Genomic DNA, 24757 nt, shown 5'->3' with positions numbered 1-24757 from the left:
CTCGCGGTCTCCCGGCTGGCCATTTCAGCGCTACCGCTTACTCTTCCAGCTTCGGCTGGGGAGCGTCATCGGGCAGCTTTACATGCACCTGAATGATACGACGACTATCTGCCATTGCTACCTTGAATTGGTAACCATCAATGTCGATAGATTCGCCGCGGGCCGGCAGATGGCCGAAGGCCTGCATCACCAGCCCGCCAATGGTATCCACTTCTTCATCGCTAAAGTGCGTGTCGAAGGCGTCGTTGAAGTCTTCGATGGAGGCCAGGGCGCGCACCGTCCAGGTGTGGCGGCTCAGCTGGCGGAAATCGATATCTTCTTCTTCGTCGTACTCGTCTTCAATTTCCCCGACGATGAGCTCAAGGATATCCTCGATGGTCACCAGGCCAGAGACGCCGCCGAATTCGTCAATAACGATCGCCATATGATAGCGCTGTGAGCGAAACTCTTTCAGCATGCGGTCGACCCGCTTGCTTTCCGGGACGACAACCGCCGGCCGTAACACTTTTTCCATGCTGAAGGCTTCGGCGTCGCTGCGCATAAACGGCAGCAGATCCTTGGCCATCAGAATCCCTTCGATGTGATCTTTATCTTCACTGATGACCGGGAAACGCGAGTGGGCGGATTCGATGATGACATCCAGGCACTCGTCCAGCGTCTGGTTGCGCTTCAGGGTTATCATTTGTGAACGGGGGATCATAATGTCGCGGACCCGCTGGTCGGCGATATCCATTACCCCTTCGAGCATGTCACGCGTATCTTCATCGATAAGATCGTTCTGCCCGGAATCACGGATCAGCGCCAGCAGTTCATCGCGGTTTTTCGGTTCCCCGTGAAAAAGCTGGCTGAGTAACAGGGAGAAAAATCCCTTTTTGCTGTTTACTGTGTCACTACTGTGTGAATTGTCGTCGCTCATGGCGTCGTTTGGGTTCTCATGTTGATTTAACTGTCGCTCGTCGCGCGTAAACTCAGCGCCGGACGGCATGGGTTGCCTGACTTTCTGGCAGGTAAAACGCAGAAACAGCGGCCGGATGAGGCGCAAGCACCGCCATCCGGCTGGGCGCTATTCCGCAATCTTCTCGGAAATGTACGGGTCCTCATAGCCCAGAGCAAGCATTATCTCTGTTTCAAGGCCTTCCATCTCTTCCGCTTCGTCGTCTTCGATATGATCGTAGCCCAGCAGATGCAGGCTACCGTGCACCACCATATGCGCCCAGTGCGCCTCCAGCGGCTTACCTTGCTCGCTGGCTTCCTGCTCTACCACCTGACGGCAGATGATCAGATCGCCGAGCAGCGGCATTTCAATTCCCGGCGGTGCTTCAAACGGGAAGGAGAGGACGTTGGTCGGCTTATCCTTGCCGCGATAGGTCAGGTTCAGCTCATGGCTTTCTGCAACGTCGACCAGACGAATCGTTAACTCTGACTCCTCCTGAAACGGCGGAATGACGGCGTCGACCCAGCGTTGGAAAAGGGCTTCGTCCGGCAGGCCGCTGGTCTCTTCGCAGGCCAGCTGTAAATCGAGGATCACCTGACTCATTTTTGCTCCTGTTCCTGGGCTTCGCGTTTGCGCTCGGCGGCCAGCTCTGCTTTACGTTTCTGATCTGCGGCTTCCCATGCCTCATAGGCGTTCACGATGCGGGCGACCACCGGATGGCGCACCACGTCTTCGCTATGGAAGAAGTTAAAGCTGATCTCATCGACTTCCGCCAGCACTTCGATGGCATGGCGCAGACCGGATTTGGTGCTGCGTGGCAGGTCAATCTGCGTGATGTCGCCGGTGATCACCGCCTTGGAGTTAAAGCCGATGCGGGTCAGGAACATCTTCATCTGTTCGATGGTGGTGTTCTGGCTTTCATCAAGAATGATAAAGGCGTCATTCAGCGTCCGTCCGCGCATATAGGCCAGCGGGGCCACTTCGATGACGTTACGCTCAATCAGCTTCTCCACTTTCTCAAAGCCGAGCATCTCAAACAGCGCGTCATACAGCGGGCGCAGATACGGGTCGACCTTCTGGCTCAGATCGCCGGGCAGGAAGCCGAGCTTTTCGCCTGCCTCGACGGCCGGACGGGTCAGCAGAATACGGCGGATCTCCTGGCGCTCCAGCGCATCGACCGCCGCCGCCACCGCCAGATAGGTTTTACCCGTACCCGCCGGACCCACGCCGAAAGTGATGTCGTGATCGAGGATATTGGCGATGTACTGCGCCTGGTTCGGCGTACGCGGTTTGATTACCCCGCGCTTGGTCTTGATATTGACGGCTTTACCGTACTCAGGCACGCTTTCGGCGCTCTGCTCCAGTACGCGCGCTTCCTTGATCGCCAGGTGGATCTGCTCTGGTTCAATATCCTGAATCTGACCGCGCATTGGCGCTGTGTCGACATACAGGCTGCGCAGAATATCGGCGGCAGCGTGCACGCACAGGGCGCGACCGGTCAGCTTAAAGTGATTGTCACGGCGGTTGATCTCAATGCCTAACCGACGCTCCAGCTGTTTAATGTTGTCGTCAAACGGGCCGCACAGGGCTAACAGGCGTGCGTTATCCGCTGGCTCCAGGGTAATCTCACGAGTGTCTATGTTCAAACTATTCCTCTTTACGCAGGTGGCCGGACGCGGCGCGTGGCCGGCTAATCAGGAAATTATTTACGTCACAGGAAAATGGCGCAAGCATTGCTGTAGATATAGGGACGGAGAGAGGAATTACAAGGCCTGCCGGAACCGACAGGCCTGAAGGGATCATGGCTGGTAAATTCCCACGCCAAGATCGTTCTCTTTACGGGTGCGGGCAATCACTGATTCGGGTGATTCAGCGATACGCAGACCCATCTCCGCTTCGGTGCGCACGATTTTACCGCGCAGCGAGTTGGTGTATACATCGACGATTTCGACATCGACAAACTTACCGACGAGGTCCGGGGTACCTTCGAAGTTGACCACCCGGTTATTCTCCGTACGTCCGGAGAGCTCCATGATGTTCTTACGCGAGGTGCCTTCCACCAGGATGCGCTGTACCGTGCCGAGCATGCGACGGCTCCAGGCCATCGCCTGCTGGTTAATGCGTTCCTGCAGGATATACAGACGCTGTTTTTTGTCCGCCTCCGGCACGTCGTCGACCATATCGGCCGCCGGGGTGCCCGGGCGAGCGGAGAAGATAAAGCTGTAGCTCATATCGAAATTGACGTCGGCGATGAGCTTCATGGTCTTTTCGAAATCTTCCGTGGTTTCGCCGGGGAAGCCGACGATAAAGTCGGAGCTTATCTGAATATCCGGGCGCGCTTCACGCAGCTTGCGAATAATCGCTTTATACTCCAGCGCGGTATGGGTGCGTCCCATCAGGTTCAGCACACGGTCGGAGCCACTCTGCACCGGCAGGTGCAGGAAGCTCACCAGCTCCGGCGTATCGCGATAAACGTCGATGATATCGTCGGTAAATTCGATCGGGTGGCTGGTGGTGAAGCGAATGCGGTCGATGCCGTCGATGGCGGCGACCAGGCGCAGCAGGTCGGCAAAGCTGCCGGTGGTGCCGTCGTAATTCTCACCGCGCCAGGCGTTAACGTTCTGCCCCAGCAGATTGACCTCACGCACACCCTGCGCCGCCAGCTGGGCGATTTCAAACAGGATATCGTCGCACGGACGGCTAACTTCTTCTCCGCGGGTATACGGCACCACGCAGTAGGTGCAGTATTTATTGCAACCTTCCATAATCGAGACAAAGGCGGTCGGCCCTTCGGCGCGCGGCTCTGGCAGGCGATCGAATTTTTCAATTTCCGGGAAGCTGATATCAACTACCGGACTGCGGTTGCCGCGCACGGAGTTAATCATCTCCGGCAGGCGGTGCAGGGTTTGCGGCCCGAAAATAATATCGACATAGTGCGCGCGCTGGCGAATATGGTCGCCTTCCTGGGAAGCCACGCAGCCGCCGACGCCAATAATCAGGTCCGGGTTCTTCTCTTTCAGCAGCTTCCAGCGGCCAAGCTGATGGAAAACTTTTTCCTGGGCCTTCTCACGAATTGAGCAGGTATTGAGCAACAGCACATCTGCTTCTTCCGCCACTTCGGTCAGTTGATACCCATGTGTCGCATCCAGCAGATCGGCCATCTTTGATGAATCATACTCGTTCATCTGACAGCCCCAGGTTTTAATATGGAGTTTTTTTGTCATTGACTTGCTCATGCTCAGTAATAGATATCCAAAACGCGGGGATATATACAGGGTGAATTTCGCATTCCAGGGCGCGTATTGTAATGCTTTGGTCGCCCCCTGACCAGTGCGAGCGTTATCGCCGCAAGAGGGCGAAAAATCCGGTAAACTTAACGGATTCTGCTTTAAGGATAATAGCCATGACAATTCACGTAACAGATGTCGCCATCGTGGGCGGCGGCATGGTCGGCGGCGCCCTGGCGTTAGGGCTGGCGCAACAGGGATTTACCGTGACGGTGCTTGAGAAAGCGGCGCCACCGGCGTTCGATCCGGCATCCGCCCCGGATGTGCGGATCTCGGCGATCAGCGCGGCTTCGGTCGGCCTGCTGAAGAGTCTCGGCGTCTGGGATGCCATACGGGCGATGCGCGTCCATGCTTATCGCCGTCTGGAGACCTGGGAGTGGGAGAGCGCGCACGTCGCCTTCGACGCCGCGGAGCTCAAGCTGCCGGAGCTGGGCTATATGGTCGAGAACAAGGTTCTGCAATGGGGCCTGTGGCAAGCGCTGGCGGCGCATGAGGCGGTTACCCTGCGCGTCGGTAGCGAACTGAAAACGATGCAGCGCGGCGAGACGCAGACGGCGTTGCATTTGCGCGAGGGGGAGACGATCCACGCCCGGCTGGTTATCGGCGCCGACGGCGCTAACTCCCAGGTGCGGGAGATGGCCGGCATCGGCGTGCACGCCTGGCAATATCAGCAGTCCTGTATGCTGATCAGCGTCGAATGCGCCGACGATCCCGGCGACAGCACCTGGCAGCAGTTTACTCCCAGCGGCCCACGCGCCTTCCTGCCGCTGTTCGACCACTGGGCCTCGCTGGTCTGGTACGACGCCCCGGCGCGGATCCGTCAGCTGCAGAGCATGACCATGGCGCAGCTCCAGCAGGAGATCGCCAGTCACTTTCCGGCGCGGCTGGGACGGGTGACGCCGCAGGCGGCCGGCGCCTTCCCGCTCACCCGGCGTCATGCGCTGCAGTATGTTCAGCCCGGCCTGGCGCTGGTGGGCGATGCGGCGCACACCATTCATCCACTGGCGGGGCAGGGGGTTAACCTTGGCTATCGTGATGTCGATGCCCTGCTGGAGATCCTGGCGGAAGCGCGCGGCCGCGGCGAAGACTGGGCCAGCCTGCCGGTGCTGAAGCGCTACCAGGCGCGGCGGCGAGCGGATAATTTTATCATGCAGTCGGGGATGGACCTCTTTTATGCCGGTTTCAGCAATGACTTAGCGCCGGTGCGGATGCTGCGTAATATTGGCCTGATGGCGGCTGAACGCGCCGGGGTGCTGAAGCGTCAGGCGCTGAAGTATGCCTTAGGCTTGTAAAACCGGCTTCCCGGGCAGGGGCGTAGCGGAGAGCGCCTGCCCGGCAGTCAGTACGGAGTAAGCATGTCAGGACGCCAATAGCAAAAAAGCCCACCGAAGTGAGCTTTTTTGCATTGAAATGGCTGGGGTACGAGGATTCGAACCTCGGAATGCCGGAATCAGAATCCGGTGCCTTACCGCTTGGCGATACCCCAATTGTCTGTTGCGCTTGACCGTAACTACGCCGGTTGAGGGCAACAGTGCGTTCACTGCTGAACGACTTTTAAATTTGGCTGGGGTACGAGGATTCGAACCTCGGAATGCCGGAATCAGAATCCGGTGCCTTACCGCTTGGCGATACCCCAACAAATTGTTTGCGGATTTATCGATGCGTATCGATACGTCCAGAATTTGGTGGCTACGACGGGATTCGAACCTGTGACCCCATCATTATGAGTGATGTGCTCTAACCAGCTGAGCTACGTAGCCTAATTGTCTTACTGCTTCTTCGATGGCTGGGGTACCTGGATTCGAACCAGGGAATGCCGGTATCAAAAACCGGTGCCTTACCGCTTGGCGATACCCCAATACCGTCGCGGTGAACCGCAAATATCGAAGAAATATGGCTGGGGTACCTGGATTCGAACCAGGGAATGCCGGTATCAAAAACCGGTGCCTTACCGCTTGGCGATACCCCATCCGTACAACGCTAACTGGTGAATGGTGCGGGAGGCGAGACTTGAACTCGCACACCTTGCGGCGCCAGAACCTAAATCTGGTGCGTCTACCAATTTCGCCACTCCCGCAAAAAAGATGGTGGCTACGACGGGATTCGAACCTGTGACCCCATCATTATGAGTGATGTGCTCTAACCAGCTGAGCTACGTAGCCATCTTTTTTTCGCGTAACCTTATCGGCGTTGCGGGGCGCATTATGCGTATTGGGCCTGCGAGCGTCAACCTCTTTTTCAAGGAAAATCGTTGTAATGTGACTGTTTGGTTAGGTTGCGAACAGCTCGCTGGAATATTCGGCAATTATTGGTTATTTATCGTTTTTCAGCGGTATAAATCCGGCAAAAAGAAAACGGACCCCGGAGGGTCCGTTTTGCGTTTCACCGCCCGTCTGGGCTTATTTGTAGGCCGACTGGTGGACACCGACCGCGCGGCCTGATGGATCGTTCATGGTTTTGAACGCTTCATCCCACTCAATGGCTTTCGCTGAAGAGCAGGCCACCGACGGACCGCCAGGGACGCACTCCGCCGCGCTCGGCAACGGGAACAGCTCTTCGAAGATCTCGCGGTACAGATAGCCTTCTTTGGAGGTCGGCGTGTTGTACGGGAAGCGGAAGCTTGCGGTTTCCAGTTGCTGGTCGCTGATCTGTTTGGCGGCCACTTCTTTCAGGGTATCGATCCAGCTGTAGCCGACGCCGTCAGAGAACTGCTCCTTCTGGCGCCAGGCGACGCTGGCCGGCAGGTAGGATTCAAAGCATTCGCGCAGAATGTGTTTTTCCATTTTGCCGTTGCCGCACATCTTATCCTGCGGGTTAATGCGCATCGCGACGTCGAGGAACTTCTTGTCGAGGAACGGCACGCGGGCCTCCACGCCCCAGGCGGACATCGCTTTGTTGGCGCGGGCGCAGTCAAACATATGCAGCGCCTGCAGCTTACGCACCGTCTCTTCGTGCAGTTCTTTGGCGTTCGGCGCCTTATGGAAGTAGAGGTAGCCGCCGAACACTTCGTCCGAACCTTCGCCGGAAAGCACCATTTTGATGCCCATGGCTTTAATTTTCCGCGACATCAGGTACATCGGCGTCGAAGCGCGAATAGTGGTCACATCGTAGGTTTCGATGTGATAGATAACGTCGCGGATGGCATCCAGCCCTTCCTGGACGGTAAAGTGAATTTCGTGGTGCACAGTGCCGAGGTGGTTGGCCACCTCCTGCGCCGCTTTCAGGTCAGGAGAGCCTTCCAGACCGACCGCGAAAGAGTGCAGCTGCGGCCACCAGGCTTCGCTACGCTCCTGATCTTCGACGCGACGGGCGGCGAATTTCTTGGTGATAGCCGAGATGACCGATGAATCAAGACCGCCGGAGAGCAGCACGCCGTAAGGCACGTCGGACATCAGGTGGCTTTTCACCGACTCTTCCAGTGCCTGGCGCAGCTCGTTCTTATCGGTAACGTTGTCTTTCACCGCGTCGTAATCAAACCAGTCGCGCTGATAGTACTGGCGAATTTCGCCGTCTTTGCTCCACAGGTAGCTGCCCGCCGGGAACTCTTTAATGGTGCGGCATACCGGCACCAGGGCTTTCATTTCGGAGGCGACATAGAAGTTGCCGTGTTCGTCATGGCCCATATACAGCGGGATAATGCCGATATGGTCGCGGCCAATTAAGTACGCGTCTTTTTCGCTGTCGTACAGGGCGAAGGCGAACATTCCCTGCAGGTCGTCGAGGAACTCCGGGCCTTTTTCCTGATACAGCGCGAGGATCACTTCGCAGTCGGAACCGGTCTGGAACTGGTAGCGATCGCCATACTCCGCGCGCAGCGCCTGGTGGTTGTAGATCTCGCCGTTAACGGCCAGCGCATGGGTTTTTTCGGCGTTGTACAGCGGCTGGGCCCCGGCGTTGACGTCGACAATCGACAGGCGCTCGTGCGCCAGAATCGCTTTGTCGCTGGCATATACGCCAGACCAGTCCGGACCGCGGTGGCGCATCAGGCGGGAAAGCTCCAGCGCCTTTTTACGCAGCTCGCCTGCGTCAGTTTTAATATCCAGTACGCCAAAAATAGAACACATAGCCTTCTCCATTACCCTGTCGTGTTTGATGTTGTGCTGGCTTCGTCTCGTGGCGAAGCCTGAGTGCGTGCTTAAGAAAATGCCGTAAAGGGGGAGCAGGCGCAAGGGTTTTGCGGCCGAAAAAAGAAAAAACGCAACCGTGATTGTTGAACAGTGAAAAAAGAGTATCTTTTGAACGGCTTTATTGAGGAATTCGTATTTATAGGCCGTTTTTATTAGATGGGGTAATTCTGAAGGGCGCTAGAAATGAAAAACCACGTCCTGCGACGTGGTTGGCATCAGAAAATATCGATTTCCGCGACGGAAGGGTAAATCCACGACGGGCGGAACGGCATGCTGTCGATATCGTCGAGGGTGGAGACGCCGGAGAGCACCAGAATAGTCTCCAGCCCCGCCTGGAAACCGGCCAGTATATCGGTGCGCAGGTTATCGCCGACGATCACCGTCTGCTCGGAGTGAGCCTGCATTTTATTCAGTGCTGAACGGATGATCCACGGGCTGGGTTTGCCGACGTAAAACGGCTTACGGCCGGAGATCTTCTCGATCCCGGCGCACAGCGCGCCGCAGGCAGGGTAGAAGCCGCGACCGTGCGTATCCGGGTTAGTGGCAATGAAGCGGGCGCCGTTGGCGACGAAGAAGGCGGCCTTATGCATCATTTCCCAGTTAAAGGAGCGAGTTTCTCCGACGATGACAAAATCCGGGTTCACATCGGTAATGGTAAAGCCGGCTTTGTACAGCTCGTGGATCAACGCCCCTTCTCCCACCACGTAGGCTTTTTTGCCTTCCTGGCGACGCAGAAAATCGGCGGTGGCCATCGCTGAGGTGTAAAAGGCGCTATCCGGAACATCAATTCCAGCGGTGGCGAAACGGTTCGCCAGATCCTGGCCGGTTTGCGACGGGTAGTTGGTCAGCATTACCAGCGGCATGCCTTTATCGAGGATGCGCTTGATAAACTCGGCTGCGCCGGGAACGGCGACGTTATCGTGCATCAGTACGCCGTCAATATCACAAATTATGTTTTGAATGGTCATGGTAGGTCCAGAATCATTAACAAAGACGAAACTATACGCGTCATCGATGAGGTTTCACACCTCTGACGGGCGAGGCCCGCCCGTATCAAGGTGACGCGCTATCAGAAAAGGGGCGATTAGCTCTCAAGCAAACGCTGCAGCAGCGTGCCATTAAGCATGGCGCGTTTGACCAGCGCGAAGGCGCCGATTGCAGAGCGGTGATCGAGGGTGGAGCGCACCACCGGCAGGTTCTTACGAAACGCCTTAAGCGCCTGGGCATTAATGCAGCCTTCGATGGCCGGAAGAAGGACCTTTTCAGCTTCCACTATTTCGCCGGCGACGACGATTTTTTGTGGGTTGAACAGGTTAATGGCGATGGCGATCGTTTTCCCGAGGTGGCGCCCCACGTACTCAATCACCTCGCAGGCCAGGGCATCGCCCTTGTTGGCCGCTTTGCAGATAGTTTTGATCGTGCAGTCATCCGGCGTCAGACGGCTCTGGTAGCCCTGCTCCAGCAGGTGGCGAACCCGCTGTTCAATGGCGGCATTGGCCGCGACGGTCTCCAGACAGCCGAAGTTGCCGCAGTGGCAGCGTTCGCCCAGCGGGTCGACCTGAATATGGCCAATTTCGCCGACGTTGCCGTTGCGGCCGATAAAAATGCGCCCGTTGGAGATAATCCCCGCCCCGGTACCGCGGTGCACGCGCACCAGAATGGAGTCTTCGCAATCCTGGCTTGCGCCAAAATAGTGCTCGGCCAGCGCCAGGCTGCGGATATCGTGGCCAACAAAGCAGGTAACGTTGAAGCGTTTCTCCAGCGCCCCGACCAGGCCCCAGTTTTCCACCGCAATGTGCGGCATATAGCGGATCACGCCGCTTTCCGGGTCGACGAGGCCCGGCAGGATCACTGAGATAGCGATCAGCTCGCGAATTTTGCGCTGACAGTTTTCGATAAAGGTGGCGATGATATTCAGCAGGGCGTGTTCCAGCGTTTCCTGGGTGCGCTCGGGCAGCGGGAAGTGCTCCTCTTCCAGGGGCTTGCTGCTTAAATCATACAGGGTCAGAGTGGCGTCATAGCGGCCAAGCCGCACGCCGATGGCGTTGAAGTTGCGGGTTTCTGCAATGATAGAGATAGCGCGGCGGCCACCGGTGGAGGCCTGCTGATCGACTTCTTTGATCAGGCCGCGCTCAATAAGCTGACGCGTGATTTTGGTCACGCTGGCAGGGGCAAGCTGGCTTTGTTCGGCTATCTGAATGCGCGAGATGGGCCCATGCTGGTCAATCAGGCGGTACACGGCCGCGCTGTTCAGTTGTTTTACGAGGTCAACGTTACCAATTTGAGCTTGTCCGCCTGCTGTCATACTTTTACTTACTCAGTGACGACCTCGTTACCATTAACGATGGTCTTGGTGATTTTATAATCGCGTGTAAAGGCGGTCAGGTTAGCGACCATGCCCGGCGCAATGCTGCCGAGCTGCTTGTCCACGCCGATAGCGCGCGCAGGATAGAGCGTCGCCATGCGCAATACTTCGTCCAGTGCCACGCCGCAATGCTCAACCAGATTACGCACCCCTTCAATCATGGTCAGGGAAGATCCGCTGAGGGTGCCGTTTTCATCTACGCACAGCCCATTGCGGTAGTATATTGTTTTCCCGGCAAAAATGAACTGGTCAATATTCGCCCCCGCCGGCGCGGTGGCGTCGGTGACCAGGCACAGCTTGTCGCCTTTCAGGCGCTTGGCGTTGCGCACGTTGGCGTAATCGACGTGCATCCCGTCGACGATGATACCGCAGTAGACATCCGGCTCGTCAAAAATCGCCCCGGCAAGACCCGGTTCGCGGCCGGTAATGTACGGCATCGCATTATACAGGTGGGTGGCGAAGGTAATGCCCGCGCGGAAGCCGACTTTCGCCTCTTTCAGCGTAGCGTTGGAGTGGCCCGCGGAGACAACGATCCCGGCGGCGACCAGTTTGCGGATCACTTCTGGCTCAACGCGCTCAGGGGCGAGGGTCACTTTGGTGATCACATCGGCGTTGTCGCACAGGAAATCGACCAGCGCCGCGTCCGGTTTACGCACGTAGTCCGGATTGTGGGTGCCTTTCTTAACGATATTCAGCCACGGCCCTTCGAGATGCAGGCCCAGCGCCTGGTTCGGATGTTTTTGCAGATATTCGCGCATCACGCGCACGCCTTGCTTCATCAGATCGTCGCTGGAGGTAATCAGCGTCGGCAGGAAGCTGGTGCAGCCTGAGCGTTCGTTGGCCTTCTGCATGATCTCCAGCGTTTCGACAGTGACCGCCTCTGGGCTGTCGTTAAACTGCACGCCGCCGCAGCCGTTGAGCTGGACGTCGATAAAACCGGGGGCGATTATTGCGCCGTTGACTGAGCGCTGCTCGATGTCAGACGGCAAATCTGCCAGCGGACAAAGACGTTCGATAAAGCCATTAGCGATAACAACCGCATGGTCATCGAGAATTTCATGACCGGTATAAACCCGGCCCTGGGTTAATGCATACATTACGACCCCCGGTATATACGCCTCATCAGGTCAGCGTTCGTTCGTTTGCCGCCGGCATGATGGTGCGTACAAAGAAAAAGATGATCCCGCGCCAGGGCGCGGGAAGGACTACATTACAGACCTTTAATATTTTCAGCTTCTAATTCGTTGAAATATTTCAGCGTCTTCACTTTCAGCTCCATGGTGGACGGTTCGTCGCAGACGATCACCGCCTTCGGATGCAGCTGCAGACAGGTAATAGTCCACATGTGGTTGACGTTACCTTCTACCGCCGCCTGCAGCGCCAGCGCTTTCTGATGACCCAGCACCAGAATCATCACTTCTTCTGCGTCCAGCAGGGTGCCCACACCGACGGTCAGCGCATATTTCGGCACCAGATCCACATCGCCGTCGAAGAAGCGGGAGTTCGCTACGCGGGTTTCATGGGTCAGGGTCTTAATACGGGTGCGGGACGCCAGAGAAGAGGCCGGTTCGTTAAACGCGATATGACCATCGTTGCCCACGCCGCCCATGAACAGGTGGATTTTACCGTAGGAACGAATTTTTTCTTCATAGCGACGGCATTCCGCATCGATGTCCGGCGCGTTACCATTCAGCAGGTTGATATTTTCTGCCGGAATATCAACGTGGTCAAAGAAATTACGGTGCATAAAGCTATGATAGCTTTCCGGATGCTCTTTCGGCAGGCCAACGTATTCATCCATGTTAAAGGTGACGACGTGCTTGAAGCTAACCTGGCCTGCTTTATGCATTTCAACCAACGCCTTGTAGGCGGTCAGCGGGGTACCACCGGTTGGCAGACCCAGGACGAACGGACGGTCCGCGGTTGGTTTAAATGCATTAATGCGGTTAACGATATGGCGGGCAGCCCATTTACCGACCTGCTCAGCGGTTACCAGGGGAATCAGTCTCATTCTTCACCTCTATAGTCAAAGTAGATTCTGGCGGATTGGCGCCAGCACTCTAAGGAGAGTATTGCAGCAACTGCGCCGACCGGGGTCAATCCATGTTGATTTTTTGAATGATAAAATAAGTTTTCGTTGTTAGCCAGTGTAAGGGAGGAGGGAATACGATATTTGGTGATAATTATCACAAAAAATACCCGTTTAATTTGCGATACGAATTAATTTTTCACACACTTTGCCGGTAAGTGATAAAACCGACCTTGTTACACAATAAAAAAGTGGCTTTGAAATGAGCCTCATCGGGGTCTCATAGGGGGAATAAGATGAATATTTTAGGTTTCTTTCAGCGACTGGGTAGGGCGTTGCAGCTCCCTATCGCAGTGCTGCCGGTCGCGGCATTGCTGCTGCGTTTCGGGCAACCAGACCTGTTGAATGTACCCTTCATCGCGCAAGCGGGTGGGGCGATCTTCGATAATCTGGCGCTGATCTTCGCAATTGGTGTGGCATCAAGCTGGTCCAAGGATAACGCCGGTTCTGCGGCGCTGGCCGGTGCGGTAGGGTATTTCGTGATGACCAAAGCGATGGTCACCATCAACCCGGAAATCAATATGGGCGTGCTGGCCGGTATCATTACCGGTCTGGTGGCAGGGGCGGTATACAACCGCTGGGCCGGCATCAAGCTGCCGGACTTCCTGAGCTTCTTCGGCGGCAAACGCTTCGTGCCGATCGCCACCGGCTTCTTCTGTCTGATCCTCGCGGCGATCTTCGGCTACGTCTGGCCGCCGGTGCAGCACGCTATCCACTCTGGCGGCGAATGGATCGTCTCCGCAGGCGCGCTGGGTTCCGGTATCTTTGGTTTCATCAACCGTCTGCTGATCCCAACCGGTCTGCATCAGGTGCTGAACACCATCGCCTGGTTCCAGATTGGTGAGTTCACTAACGCCGCTGGCGCTGTGTTCCACGGCGACATCAACCGCTTCTACGCCGGCGACGGCACCGCGGGGATGTTCATGTCCGGCTTCTTCCCAATCATGATGTTTGGTCTGCCGGGTGCGGCGCTGGCGATGTATCTGGCGGCGCCGAAAGCGCGTCGTCCGATGGTAGGCGGTATGCTGCTGTCCGTGGCCATCACCGCGTTCCTGACCGGGGTAACCGAGCCGCTGGAATTCCTGTTCATGTTCCTGGCTCCGCTGCTGTACCTCCTGCATGCGGTGCTGACCGGTATCAGCCTGTTCATCGCAACGGCGCTCGGGATCCATGCGGGCTTCTCCTTCTCCGCAGGTGCAATTGACTACGTGCTGATGTACAGCCTGCCGGCCGCCAGCAAAAACGTCTGGATGCTGCTGGTGATGGGCGTGGTGTTCTTCTTCGTCTACTTCCTGCTGTTCAGCGCGGTGATCCGCATGTTCAACCTGAAAACACCGGGTCGTGAAGACAAAGCCGCTGACGTGGTAACGGAAGAAGCCAACAGCAACACTGAAGAGGGGCTGACCCAGCTGGCGACCAGCTATATCGCCGCGGTGGGCGGAACGGACAACCTGAAAGCCATTGACGCCTGTATCACCCGTCTGCGTCTGACCGTGGGCGATTCGGCGAAGGTGAACGACGCCGCCTGTAAACGTCTCGGCGCGTCCGGGGTGGTGAAACTGAATAAGCAAACCATTCAGGTTATCGTCGGTGCGAAAGCAGAGTCTATCGGCGATGAGATGAAAAAAGTGGTTACCCGCGGCCCGGTAGCGGCAGCGGCAGCCGCACCGGCTGGCAACGTCGCCACCGCAGCGCCCGCGGCTAAACCGCAGGCGGTAGCGAACGCGAAGACCGTTGAGTCGCTGGTTTCGCCGATTACCGGTGACGTGGTGGCCCTCGAGCAGGTGCCGGACGAAGCCTTCGCCAGCAAAGCCGTCGGCGACGGGATCGCGGTGAAACCGACCAGCAACATCGTGGTGGCCCCGGCCGCCGGTACCGTGGTGAAAATTTTCAACACTAACCACGCGTTCTGCCTCGAAACCAACAACGGTGCGGAAATCGTCGTTCACATGGGTATCGACACCGTGGCGCTGGAGGGCAAGGGCTTCAAACGTCTGGTTGAAGAGGGCACGGACGTGAAGGCGGGTGAGCCGATTCTGGAAATGGATCTGGACTTCCTCAACGCCAACGCGCGCTCAATGATCAGTCCGGTCGTCTGCAGCAACAGCGATGACTACAGCGCGCTGGTGATACTGGCGAGCGGTAAGGTCGTTGCTGGCCAGACGCCGCTGTATGAGATTAAAGGCAAGTAAGGCTCCTGAGTCGAGTTTTTGCCTCAGCGGCGAAGGGAAACCTTCGCCGCTTTTTTTTCCAGCAATCGGCCCCATAATCCTCTTCTGATACCTATTTTACGTAACTAATAGTTGTCACTACGCCCTGCTTGTAAGATCATGTGCCGTTATACGTTGTTTACGCTTTGAGGAACCCGTGATGAGTGAGGCAGAAGCCCGCCCGACTAACTTTATCCGTCAGATTATTGATGAAGATCTGGCTACCGGTAAACATACCACCGTTCACACTCGCTTCCCGCCGGAGCCGAACGGTTATCTGCACATTGGCCATGCAAAATCCATCTGCCTGAACTTCGGCATCGCCCAGGATTATCAGGGCCAATGCAACCTGCGTTTCGATGACACCAACCCGGTGAAAGAAGATATCGAATACGTTGAGTCGATTAAAAACGACGTGCAGTGGTTAGGTTTCCACTGGTCCGGGGACGTATGCTACTCGTCTGATTATTTCGATCAGCTGCATCAGTATGCGGTTGAGCTGATCAACAAAGGTCTGGCCTATGTTGATGAACTCTCTCCTGATGAAATTCGCGAATACCGCGGCACCCTGAAAGCGCCGGGTAAAAACAGCCCGTATCGCGACCGCAGCGTGGAAGAGAACCTGGCGCTGTTTGAAAAAATGCGCAGCGGCGGCTTCGAAGAGGGCAAAGCCTGCCTGCGCGCGAAGATCGATATGGCGTCGCCGTTTATCGTGATGCGCGATCCGGTGCTGTACCGCATTAAGTTCGCTGAGCATCATCAGACTGGCAACAAGTGGTGCATCTACCCGATGTACGACTTCACCCACTGCATCAGCGATGCGCTGGAAGGCATTACCCACTCGCTGTGTACCCTGGAGTTCCAGGACAACCGCCGCCTGTACGATTGGGTGCTGGACAACATCAGCATCCCGGTGCATCCGCGTCAGTACGAATTCTCGCGCCTGAATCTCGAATACACCGTGATGTCCAAGCGTAAGCTGAACCAGCTGGTGACTGAGAAGCACGTGGAAGGCTGGGACGACCCGCGTATGCCGACCATCTCCGGTCTGCGTCGTCGCGGCTACACCGCCGAATCCATCCGCGAGTTCTGCAAGCGCATCGGCGTGACCAAGCAGGACAACACCATCGAGATGGCGTCGCTGGAGTCCTGCATTCGTGAAGATCTGAACGAAAACGCCCCGCGCGCGATGGCGGTGATCGACCCGGTGAAACTGGTTATCGAGAACTATCCGCAGGGCGAAAGCGAAATGGTGGTGATGCCGAACCATCCGAACAAGCCGGAAATGGGCAGTCGTGAAGTGCCGTTCAGCGCCGAAATCTGGATCGATCGCGCGGACTTCCGCGAAGAAGCCAACAAACAGTACAAGCGTCTGGTGCTGGGTAAAGAAGTGCGTCTGCGCAACGCCTACGTCATCAAAGCGGAACGCGTGGAGAAAGATGCCGAAGGCAATATTACCACCATCTTCTGCACCTACGATGCCGACACCCTGAGCAAAGATCCGGCCGACGGCCGCAAGGTCAAAGGCGTGATCCATTGGGTAAGCGCGGCGCATGCGCTGCCGGTAGAGATCCGTCTCTACGATCGTCTGTTCAGCGTGCCAAACCCAGGCGCGGCGGACGATTTCCTCGCAGTGATCAACCCGGAATCGCTGGTGATCAAACAGGGGTACGCGGAGCCGAGCCTGGCGCAGGCCGAAGCCGGTAAAGCTTACCAGTTTGAGCGTGAAGGCTATTTCTGCCTCGACAGCCGCTATGCAACCGCAACCAATCTGGTGTTCAACCGCACCGTCGGGCTGCGTGATACCTGGGCGAAAGCGGGCGAATAACATTTCTTTTCTGTCAAAGCGTCGCTCCCAGCGGCGCTTTTTTTGTTTCAGAATCAGCTAATTAAACTTTTCATTTTCGCGATGCGAATTAATTCTGTTTCTGCGCGGTAATAAATAGCGCTTCTGATGTTTCCTGTCACATACAAAAAACCAATGTAATCGCTTTCAATGATTGCGTTTTTCCCTGATTTTGCAATGACTTCCATAACAAAATCATCAGAGATAAGACTGTAACAAAACGACATAAAATATGTGCGCTTTGTCATAATCTTAAGCTTTGCCTCACGAAAAACATTGATAATTCGCGTCACGAAAAATAGTCTATCTACAGTGGTTTCGCGGTCTTTTTTACCGCCCCACATTTTGCAGTTTTATTTATTTTTTAGCGAATGACCGCTGGTCTTCGCCTTTTAAAACGTCAAAGAGGATATGCACATGCGTACGTTTAGTGGCAAACGTAGTACGCTGGCGCTGGCTATTGCCGCCGTCACCGCGATGTCGGGCTGGGTTGTGGCTCCACAGGCCAGCGCAGCAGGCTTTATCGATGATTCAACCTTAACCGGCGGTATCTATTACTGGCAGCGTGAGCGTGACCGTAAAGATGTGACCGACGGCGACAAATACAAAACCAACCTTTCCCACTCCACCTGGAACGCCAACCTGGACTTCCAGTCCGGCTATGCCGCCGATATGTTTGGCCTTGATATTGCCGCGTTTACCGCGATTGAAATGGCGGAGAACGGCGATAGCGGCCACCCGAACGAAATTGCCTTCTCGTCACGTAACAAAGCCTATGACGAAGACTATTCCGGCGATAAGAGCGGCATCAGCCTGTATAAAGCCGCAGCGAAATTCAAATATGGTCCGGCGTGGGCACGTGCGGGCTATATCCAGCCAACCGGCCAGACTCTGCTGGCCCCGCACTGGAGTTTTATGCCAGGTACCTATCAGGGGGCGGAGGCCGGGGCTAACTTCGACTATGGCACGGCGGGCGCGTTAAGTTTCTCCTATATGTGGACGAACGAGTATAAAGCGCCATGGCATATCGAGATGGACGATTTCTATCAGAACGATAAGAAGACCAAAGTCGATTATCTCCACTCCGTCGGCGCTAAATATGATTTCAAAAATGACCTGGTGCTGGAGGCGGCATTTGGTCAGGCTCAGGGCTATATCGATCAGTACTTTGCTAAAGCCAGCTACAAGTTTGATGTCGCCGGCGCGCCGCTGAGCACCAGCTACCAGTTCTACGGCACCCGCGATAAGGTCAGCAACGGCGGGGTCAACGACATCTATGATGGCACCGCATGGCTGCAGGCGTTAACCTTTGGTTATAAGGTGGCGGATGTCCTGGATCTGCGTCTCGAGGGAACCTGGGTGAAGGCTGATGGCCAGCAGGGCTACTTCCTGCAGCGTATGACCCCGACCTACGCCTCTTCCAATGGTCGTCTCGATATCTGGTGGGATAACCGCTCCGACTTTAACGCCAACGGCGAAAAAGCGGTCTTCTTTGGCGCGATGTATGACATGAAAAACTGGGATATGCCGGGCTGGGCGTTCGGCGCGTCTTATGTCTACGCCTGGGATGCGAAGCCGGGCCGAATGTCCTCTCCGGATGCGTACTATGACCCTGACTATCGCCTGAAAGAGTCGGCCTATAGCCTGGATGCAATGTATACCGTACAGGAAGGGCGGGCGAAGGGCACCCTGTTCAAACTGCACTTTACCCAATACGACAACCATTCCGATATTCCGAGCTGGAGCGGCGGCTACGGCAACATCTTCCAGGATGAGCGCGACGTGAAGTTCATGGTTATCGCCCCGTTCACTATTTTCTGATGCCTGCGCGGCGGGCGTGAGCCTGCCGCACCTCTGGGAGAACGACAATGAAAAAAATGCTGTTTATTGCCATGATGGCAGCGGGCCTGGTGGCCTGCACCACGTCGCCGGCGCCGAAAGAAGACACCAAACTGAAAGATGCCTATAGCGCCTGTATTAATACGGCGGAAGGGAATCCGGACAAGATTGAAGCCTGCCAGAGCGTACTGAATGTGCTGAAAAAGGATAAACAGCACCAGCAGTTCGCCAACCAGGAGAGCGTTCGCGTCCTGGATTACCAACAGTGTATTCAGGCCACCCGCACCGGCAACGATCAGGCGGTGAAAGCGCGCTGCGATCAGATCTGGAAGGAGATCCGCAGCAATAATACGACCCATTAAATCAGACGACAGCGGCAAACGGGCGGGGCATATCTCCGCCCGTTTGTTTTTTTAGCGCTGACTCTCCGCCGGCTGATAGCCGCGGCTCAGCCGCACGAACAGTAGCGCGGTGGCAATGAATCCGCACAGCGCGGCGCAAATTAGCCACCAGCCCGGCGCGCTTTTATCGCCGCTGAGCTCGACCAGGGCGATGGAAATAGCTGGCGTCAGTCCCCCGAAGATCGTGGTGGCAAGGCTGAAGGCCAGCGAAAAGCCCACGGTGCGGACGTATACCGGCATCACTTCGGTAAGCGCCGCGACCATCGCGCCGTTATACATGCCAAAGAAGAACGAGAACCATAGCAGGACCAGCGTCATACGGGTGAAATCGGGCGCGACGGTGAGCCAGTGCATCACCGGCCAGGTGGTGAGCAGCGCCAGCACGGTAATGCCTATCAGCACCGGACGACGACCGATTCGGTCAGAGATAGCCCCGCTGGTGAAGTTCCATATCAACTCTCCGGACAAAGCGGGGATGAGGAAAGTCACCCCAGGGGCGTGAGCGGGAAGGGCGCCAGAGGCGCCCATAAAAAAGCCAACCGGCAGGTTGGCTTTTCAGTCTCAGCGAAACGGGGAATTATTTTTCCACCGCGTCGTGGGCGTGTTCGTCCTCGCGGCAATCCCCTTCCGCACAGTGACCGTACAGATATAAACTGTGGTTGGTCAGGCGGATGCCGTGGCGGGAGGCAATTTCACGCTGGCGTAATTCGATCGAGTCGTCGCTGAATTCGATCACTTTGCCGCAGTCGAGGCAGATCAGGTGATCGTGGTGATGCTGCTGGGTCAGTTCGAAAACGGATTTTCCGCCTTCGAAATTATGACGAGTCACGATGCCGGCGTCATCAAACTGGTTGAGGACGCGGTAAACGGTCGCCAGACCGATCTCTTCGCCCATGTCGATCAGGCGTTTATATAAGTCTTCCGCACTGACATGATGGTTATCCGGTTCCTGCAGCACTTCAAGGATTTTTAGTCGAGGAAGTGTGACTTTCAGGCCAGCCTTCTTTAATGCGGTATTGTTGTCAGTCATGCGGAATCTGTCCTGTTGCTAAACGATCTACTTCCTTCAACGGAAGTCATACAGAAATTAACCCGACGTAATGCGTCTCATTATAGAACTGCCACTGGTAAATGAAAACTGCAAGCATCGGGCCTGGTTTGCTGTCAAAAACGAGGCACCAGCTACAAACTGCGTCACGTGCCTCGTAGAATCAGAGGACATTGTACAGATATGTGATTAAAAGTTAAAAACTTGTAGCTATTAGTTTGATTGCTTTTGTCTATTAATGCGGCGCAACTCAATGATTGCGCCGCTTAATCATCAGGCGTTTTTGATTTCTTCGAGGTGCAGCTCTTCGGCAACCTGCTTCACCCATTTCTCAACGCGCTCGTTGGTCAGCTCCGGCTGGCGGTCTTCATCGATGGCGAGGCCGACGAAGTGGTCGTCATCCGCCAGGCCTTTGGAAGCTTCAAAATGATACCCCGCCGTTGGCCAGTGACCGACGATGGTCGCGCCGCGCGGCTCAATGATGTCGCGGATGGTGCCCAGCGCGTCGCAGAAGTATTCTGCGTAATCTTCCTGGTCGCCGCAGCCGAACAGTGCCACCAGTTTGCCATTGAAGTCGATCTCTTCCAGCGTCGGGAAGAAGTCATCCCAGTCACACTGCGCTTCACCGTAGTACCAGGTCGGGATACCGAGCAGCAGGATGTCGTGGGCTTCCAGGTCTTCTTTGCTGCTTTTGGCAATGTCGTGAACATCAGCAACATCTTTACCAAGCTGCTTTTGAATCATTTTTGCAATATTTTCGGTGTTGCCGGTGTCGCTGCCAAAAAAGATGCCGATGATTGCCATGAGTAAAATAACCTCTTGAAACTTAAATGATGTGGTAGGGACGCAATGCCCATAGATAACGGCAATCATAGCAGAACAGGCAAGGGCGCGGAAACAGCAATCACGCCCGACTGCACACTCTGCTACATGAATGCGGGTTTTTCGCGGAAAGTTAGACTTTTCCCTGGCTGCGCAGGGCGGTTAACTGGGTCATCAGCATCTCTTCAATGAGATCGCTGCGGCTCATATTACGCGCTTCCGCCAGCTCGTTGAGCGCATCGACCGCATCGGCGTTGAGTTTTAACTCCACGCGCTTCAGCCCGCGAACCTTATCGCGTTTCAGCTGGTTACGTTTGTTGATGCGCAGTTGTTCATCGCGCGACAGCGGATTGGTTTTCGGTCTTCCCGGGCGACGCTCGTTTGCGAACAAATCTAATGTCGTACGGTCCGTTTGTTCTTTTGCCATGATTCTGAGTGACTTCGGGGAAACAAGCTGCCGGGCTCTAGCCGGCGCAGATAGCGCGCCATCATACATCAGGCGAACGGCTGCGCCAACGACCGCGGGCATTCTGCGGCGCGGTCGGGCATATTTTAGCCAATCAGGCGGCGATGCTCGTCAGATAGCGGCGGATGGCGCGTAACACCGCCTCGGGTTTCTCGGCATGGACCCAGTGTCCGGCGCCGGCGATGACGTGGGCCCGGGCCTGCGGGAACTGGGCCAGCAGCGCGTCGCGGTAGGCGTCGGTCACATAGGGCGAGTTGCCGCCGGGAATAAACTGCGTCGGGTGCGGCCAGGCCGGGATGGTTTCCCAGCCGACGATATGCGGATACTGGTCCCACAGCACCGGCACGTTGAAGCGCCAGTCGCCGTCGACGAATGATTTCAGCAGGAACTGAATCACGCCTTCTTCCTGCAGGTGCTCGCGCATCACCTGCGCCGCCTGCTGGCGGGTGCTGGCGGCGGATTCGCTGACGGTGCGGATAGCGGCGAAGATCTCATCATGGCGGCGAACGTGATAATCCACCGGCGCGATATCGATCGCCACCAGACCGCTGATGCGTTCAGGCGCCAGGGCGGTAAGCGCCATTACCGCTTTCCCGCCCATCGAATGGCCGATAAAGGTGGCGCGCTCGATCTGGTGCGCGTCGAGCGTATCAAGCAGATCCTGCGCCATGGCGGGGTAGGTCATCTCTGGCGACCGCGGCGACAAACCGTGGTTGCGCATATCGACCTGCACAATATCGTGGTCGGCGATCAGGTCGCGGGCGAGGATGCCCAGGTTGTCCAGGCTGCCAAACAGACCGTGGACCAGCACGATCGGGGAGTGGTTGTGCGGATTCTGTGCAGATTGCGCTCGGCTATTTAATTTCATGGCAAAGTTCTTTTTTTCGCTCCGTCGGGTTAGGGTATTATGTTGGACATTCTGCCATCCGGCTGCAAGACCCAGAAGTTTTCTGAGTTTTACCGCCATCCTGGTTTGACGCTATCCGCGGTTGGGATTTGTACTTATAATCCCAACGATTTGTATTCAGAAAAGATATCGCACTGGATTAAGATGAAAACAATTGAAGTTGATGATGAACTCTATCGCTATATTGCCAGCCACACTCTGCATATCGGCGAGAGCGCATCCGACATTTTACGGCGTATGCTGAAATTTTCCGCCGTTTCCCAACCGGCTACACCGGTCAGCAAAGCCGCGCCGACGCTGGCGCCAGCGCCTGTCGCTGAGGTGAAACCCGCTAACCCGGTGAAAGATAAAGTCCGCGCCATGCGCGAGATGCTGTTATCTGATGAATACGCCGAGCAGAAGCGCGCGGTGAACCGTTTTATGCTGGTGTTGACGACCCTCTACTCCCTGGACAGTAAAGCATTTGCCGAGGCCACCGAGTCTCTGCACGGCCGCACGCGCGTTTACTTCGCGGAAGATGCGCGTACGCTGCTGAAAAGCGGTAATCAGACCAAACCGAAACAGGTTCCTGGTACACCGTGGTGGGTGATCACCAATACCAATACCGGCCGTAAATGCAGCATGATTGAGCACATCATGCAGTCGATGCAGTTCCCTGCGGAGCTGATTGAAAAGGTTTGCGGCACGATCTAGCTTTTTAACATTTGCACCAGAAGGATCAGGCAATGGCAATCGATAAACGTGCGGGGCAGCCTGCGCAACAGAGTGATTTGATTAACGTCGCCCAACTGACTGCTCAGTACTACGTGCTGAAGCCTGAAGTCGGTAATGCGGAGCATGCGGTAAAATTCGGCACCTCTGGCCATCGCGGTAGCGCGGCGCGCCACAACTTCAACGAACCGCATATCCTGGCCATCGCCCAGGCCATTGCGGAAGATCGTGCGAAAAACGGGATCACCGGTCCGTGCTATGTCGGCAAAGATACCCACGCCCTCTCCGAGCCGGCGTTTATTTCGGTGCTGGAAGTGTTAACCGCCAACGGCGTCGACGTGATCGTGCAGGAAAACAACGGCTTCACCCCGACGCCGGCGGTCTCCAACGCGATTCTGGTGCATAACAAAAAAGGCGGTCCGCTGGCGGACGGCATTGTGATCACCCCGTCACACAACCCGCCGGAAGATGGTGGTATCAAGTACAATCCGCCAAACGGCGGCCCGGCTGATACCAACGTCACCAAAGTGGTGGAAAACCGCGCCAACGAACTGCTGGCCGCGGGCCTGCAGGGCGTGAAACGCATTTCTCTGGACGCGGCGCTGGCTTCTGGCCACGTTAAAGAACAGGATCTGGTGCAGCCGTTCATTGAGGGGCTGGCGGATATCGTCGATATGGCCGCAATCCAGAAAGCCGGCCTGACGCTGGGCGTCGATCCGCTGGGCGGGTCCGGTATCGAATACTGGAAACGCATTGGCGAGCACTACAAGCTCAATCTGACCATTGTTAACGATCAGGTGGATCAGACCTTCCGCTTTATGCACCTCGATAAAGACGGCGCCATCCGCATGGATTGCTCCTCAGAGTGTGCGATGGCCGGCCTGCTGGCGCTTCGCGATAAGTTCGATCTGGCGTTTGCTAACGACCCGGATTACGACCGCCACGGGATTGTCACCCCGGCGGGGTTGATGAACCCGAACCACTACCTGGCGGTAGCGATCAACTACCTGTTCCAGCATCGTCCGCAGTGGGGCAAAGAGGTGGCGGTGGGTAAAACGCTGGTCTCCTCCGCGATGATTGACCGCGTGGTGAACGATCTGGGCCGCAAGCTGGTGGAAGTGCCGGTGGGCTTTAAGTGGTTTGTCGACGGCCTGTTCGATGGCAGCTTCGGCTTCGGCGGCGAAGAGAGCGCCGGGGCCTCCTTCCTGCGCTTCGACGGCACGCCGTGGTCCACCGATAAAGACGGCATCATCATGTGCCTGCTGGCGGCGGAGATCACCGCGGTGACCGGGAAAAACCCGCAGGAGCATTACAACGAACTGGCGGAACGCTTCGGTGCGCCGAGCTATAACCGTCTGCAGGCTTCCGCGACCTCCGCGCAGAAAGCGGCGCTGTCCAAGCTCTCTCCGGAAATGGTCAGCGCTGACACCCTGGCGGGGGATCCGATCACTGCCCGTCTGACCGCGGCGCCGGGCAACGGGGCGGCGATTGGCGGCCTCAAGGTGATGACCGACAACGGCTGGTTCGCGGCGCGTCCGTCAGGCACCGAAGACGCCTACAAGATCTACTGCGAAAGCTTCCTCGGCGAAGAGCATCGCAAGCTGATTGAAAAAGAAGCGGTAGAGATTGTCAGCGAAGTGCTGAAGAACGCTTAACGACGCACTACCATCAGGCCCCTTGCGGGCCTGATTTTTTTCGCAAGGAT

22 protein-coding genes and 7 tRNA genes are annotated in these 24757 nt (G+C 56.4%); 7 read left to right on the top strand and 22 right to left on the bottom strand.

Annotated features, from left to right (window positions below):
• Positions 1 to 37: 37 nt before the first annotated feature.
• The 4 genes from corC to miaB form a co-directional block, all read right to left on the bottom strand.
• Positions 38 to 916: a CNNM family magnesium/cobalt transport protein CorC gene (gene corC / locus KB890_RS07010; protein WP_004197606.1), complete on the bottom strand. Its 879-nt coding sequence runs from the start codon at positions 914 to 916 to the stop codon at positions 38 to 40.
• Between the two features lie 147 nt (positions 917 to 1063).
• On the bottom strand, positions 1064 to 1537 hold the full coding sequence (gene ybeY, locus KB890_RS07005) for an rRNA maturation RNase YbeY (RefSeq protein ID WP_002894722.1): 474 nt from the start codon (positions 1535 to 1537) through the stop codon (positions 1064 to 1066).
• Positions 1534 to 2580, bottom strand: coding sequence for a PhoH family protein (locus KB890_RS07000; protein ID WP_004176871.1), 1047 nt, complete (start codon positions 2578 to 2580; stop codon positions 1534 to 1536). Before KB890_RS07000 ends, ybeY begins: the two co-directional genes overlap by 4 nt.
• Before the next feature lie 153 nt (positions 2581 to 2733).
• Positions 2734 to 4158, bottom strand: coding sequence for a tRNA (N6-isopentenyl adenosine(37)-C2)-methylthiotransferase MiaB (gene miaB, locus KB890_RS06995; RefSeq protein ID WP_002894730.1), 1425 nt, complete (start codon positions 4156 to 4158; stop codon positions 2734 to 2736).
• Between the two features lie 179 nt (positions 4159 to 4337).
• Between miaB and ubiF the strand changes: the two genes are divergently transcribed.
• Positions 4338 to 5513 (top strand): 3-demethoxyubiquinol 3-hydroxylase, encoded by a 1176-nt coding sequence (gene ubiF / locus KB890_RS06990; protein WP_004179039.1) that lies wholly within the window; start codon positions 4338 to 4340, stop codon positions 5511 to 5513.
• A gap of 119 nt (positions 5514 to 5632) precedes the next feature.
• Here the strand turns inward: ubiF and KB890_RS06985 are convergent.
• From KB890_RS06985 to nagB, 12 genes are all read right to left on the bottom strand, one after another.
• Positions 5633 to 5707 (bottom strand) — tRNA-Gln (locus tag KB890_RS06985).
• A gap of 75 nt (positions 5708 to 5782) precedes the next feature.
• Positions 5783 to 5857, bottom strand: a tRNA-Gln gene (locus KB890_RS06980).
• A gap of 47 nt (positions 5858 to 5904) precedes the next feature.
• Positions 5905 to 5981 (bottom strand) — tRNA-Met (locus tag KB890_RS06975).
• A 23-nt stretch (positions 5982 to 6004) separates the two neighbouring features.
• Positions 6005 to 6079: transfer RNA gene (locus KB890_RS06970), tRNA-Gln, on the bottom strand.
• Between the two features lie 36 nt (positions 6080 to 6115).
• Positions 6116 to 6190 (bottom strand) — tRNA-Gln (locus KB890_RS06965).
• Between the two features lie 23 nt (positions 6191 to 6213).
• Positions 6214 to 6298: transfer RNA gene (locus tag KB890_RS06960), tRNA-Leu, on the bottom strand.
• An 8-nt stretch (positions 6299 to 6306) separates the two neighbouring features.
• Positions 6307 to 6383, bottom strand: a tRNA-Met gene (locus tag KB890_RS06955).
• Positions 6384 to 6620: 237 nt separating this feature from the next.
• Entirely contained in the window at positions 6621 to 8285 is a 1665-nt protein-coding gene (asnB, locus tag KB890_RS06950; protein WP_002894734.1) for an asparagine synthase B, read from the bottom strand.
• A 278-nt stretch (positions 8286 to 8563) separates the two neighbouring features.
• A complete protein-coding gene (locus KB890_RS06945) occupies positions 8564 to 9316 on the bottom strand; it encodes an HAD-IIA family hydrolase (RefSeq protein ID WP_002894738.1) in 753 nt (250 codons plus the stop codon).
• A 116-nt stretch (positions 9317 to 9432) separates the two neighbouring features.
• Positions 9433 to 10653, bottom strand: coding sequence for a DNA-binding transcriptional regulator NagC (nagC, locus tag KB890_RS06940; RefSeq protein ID WP_004179041.1), 1221 nt, complete (start codon positions 10651 to 10653; stop codon positions 9433 to 9435).
• 8 nt (positions 10654 to 10661) lie between these two features.
• A complete protein-coding gene (gene nagA / locus KB890_RS06935; protein WP_002894747.1) occupies positions 10662 to 11810 on the bottom strand; it encodes an N-acetylglucosamine-6-phosphate deacetylase in 1149 nt (382 codons plus the stop codon).
• A gap of 113 nt (positions 11811 to 11923) precedes the next feature.
• Entirely contained in the window at positions 11924 to 12724 is an 801-nt protein-coding gene (gene nagB / locus KB890_RS06930) for a glucosamine-6-phosphate deaminase (protein WP_002894749.1), read from the bottom strand.
• Positions 12725 to 13038: 314 nt separating this feature from the next.
• Between nagB and nagE the strand changes: the two genes are divergently transcribed.
• Both nagE and glnS read left to right on the top strand, forming a co-directional pair.
• Positions 13039 to 14994, top strand: a complete 1956-nt coding sequence (gene nagE, locus KB890_RS06925) for a PTS N-acetyl glucosamine transporter subunit IIABC (protein ID WP_004147599.1) — start codon at positions 13039 to 13041, stop codon at positions 14992 to 14994.
• A 178-nt stretch (positions 14995 to 15172) separates the two neighbouring features.
• The gene (glnS, locus tag KB890_RS06920) at positions 15173 to 16840 is read left to right on the top strand and encodes a glutamine--tRNA ligase (RefSeq protein ID WP_002894753.1); all 1668 of its coding nucleotides are present in this window, start codon (positions 15173 to 15175) and stop codon (positions 16838 to 16840) included.
• 53 nt (positions 16841 to 16893) lie between these two features.
• Here the strand turns inward: glnS and KB890_RS27795 are convergent, their stop codons facing one another.
• Positions 16894 to 17046 carry a hypothetical protein gene (locus KB890_RS27795; RefSeq protein ID WP_410404544.1) on the bottom strand — a complete coding sequence of 51 codons (153 nt, stop codon included), beginning with the start codon at positions 17044 to 17046 and terminating at the stop codon, positions 16894 to 16896.
• A 229-nt stretch (positions 17047 to 17275) separates the two neighbouring features.
• On the opposite strand from KB890_RS27795, the gene chiP reads away from it, so the two are divergent.
• The gene (gene chiP, locus KB890_RS06910) at positions 17276 to 18679 is read left to right on the top strand and encodes a chitoporin ChiP (RefSeq protein WP_004152230.1); all 1404 of its coding nucleotides are present in this window, start codon (positions 17276 to 17278) and stop codon (positions 18677 to 18679) included.
• Between the two features lie 47 nt (positions 18680 to 18726).
• On the top strand, positions 18727 to 19059 hold the full coding sequence (gene chiQ, locus KB890_RS06905) for a ChiQ/YbfN family lipoprotein (RefSeq protein ID WP_004179045.1): 333 nt from the start codon (positions 18727 to 18729) through the stop codon (positions 19057 to 19059).
• A gap of 51 nt (positions 19060 to 19110) precedes the next feature.
• Here chiQ and KB890_RS06900 read toward each other — a convergent pair whose 3' ends face one another.
• From KB890_RS06900 to ybfF, 5 genes are all read right to left on the bottom strand, one after another.
• Positions 19111 to 19554: a citrate transporter CitA domain protein gene (locus KB890_RS06900; protein WP_020324226.1), complete on the bottom strand. Its 444-nt coding sequence runs from the start codon at positions 19552 to 19554 to the stop codon at positions 19111 to 19113.
• A 121-nt stretch (positions 19555 to 19675) separates the two neighbouring features.
• A complete protein-coding gene (gene fur / locus KB890_RS06895) occupies positions 19676 to 20128 on the bottom strand; it encodes a ferric iron uptake transcriptional regulator (RefSeq protein WP_002894761.1) in 453 nt (150 codons plus the stop codon).
• 291 nt (positions 20129 to 20419) lie between these two features.
• A complete protein-coding gene (gene fldA, locus KB890_RS06890) occupies positions 20420 to 20950 on the bottom strand; it encodes a flavodoxin FldA (RefSeq protein ID WP_002894765.1) in 531 nt (176 codons plus the stop codon).
• 151 nt (positions 20951 to 21101) lie between these two features.
• Positions 21102 to 21395 (bottom strand): LexA regulated protein, encoded by a 294-nt coding sequence (gene ybfE / locus KB890_RS06885; RefSeq protein ID WP_002894767.1) that lies wholly within the window; start codon positions 21393 to 21395, stop codon positions 21102 to 21104.
• A gap of 133 nt (positions 21396 to 21528) precedes the next feature.
• Positions 21529 to 22302 (bottom strand): esterase, encoded by a 774-nt coding sequence (gene ybfF / locus KB890_RS06880; RefSeq protein ID WP_004179050.1) that lies wholly within the window; start codon positions 22300 to 22302, stop codon positions 21529 to 21531.
• Between the two features lie 183 nt (positions 22303 to 22485).
• On the opposite strand from ybfF, the gene seqA reads away from it, so the two are divergent.
• Together seqA and pgm are read left to right on the top strand one after the other, a co-directional pair.
• Positions 22486 to 23034 carry a replication initiation negative regulator SeqA gene (gene seqA, locus KB890_RS06875; RefSeq protein WP_002894771.1) on the top strand — a complete coding sequence of 183 codons (549 nt, stop codon included), beginning with the start codon at positions 22486 to 22488 and terminating at the stop codon, positions 23032 to 23034.
• Positions 23035 to 23066: 32 nt separating this feature from the next.
• Positions 23067 to 24707, top strand: a complete 1641-nt coding sequence (gene pgm / locus KB890_RS06870; RefSeq protein WP_002894773.1) for a phosphoglucomutase (alpha-D-glucose-1,6-bisphosphate-dependent) — start codon at positions 23067 to 23069, stop codon at positions 24705 to 24707.
• The last annotated feature ends 50 nt before the right edge of the window (positions 24708 to 24757 follow it).

Origin of the sequence: Klebsiella sp. P1954 (assembly GCF_018199955.1) — a bacterium.
Taxonomy (GTDB): Bacteria; Pseudomonadota; Gammaproteobacteria; order Enterobacterales; family Enterobacteriaceae; genus Klebsiella; species Klebsiella pneumoniae.
Note: the sequence above shows the minus strand (reverse complement) of the source record. Positions and strands in the feature narration are given on the sequence as shown.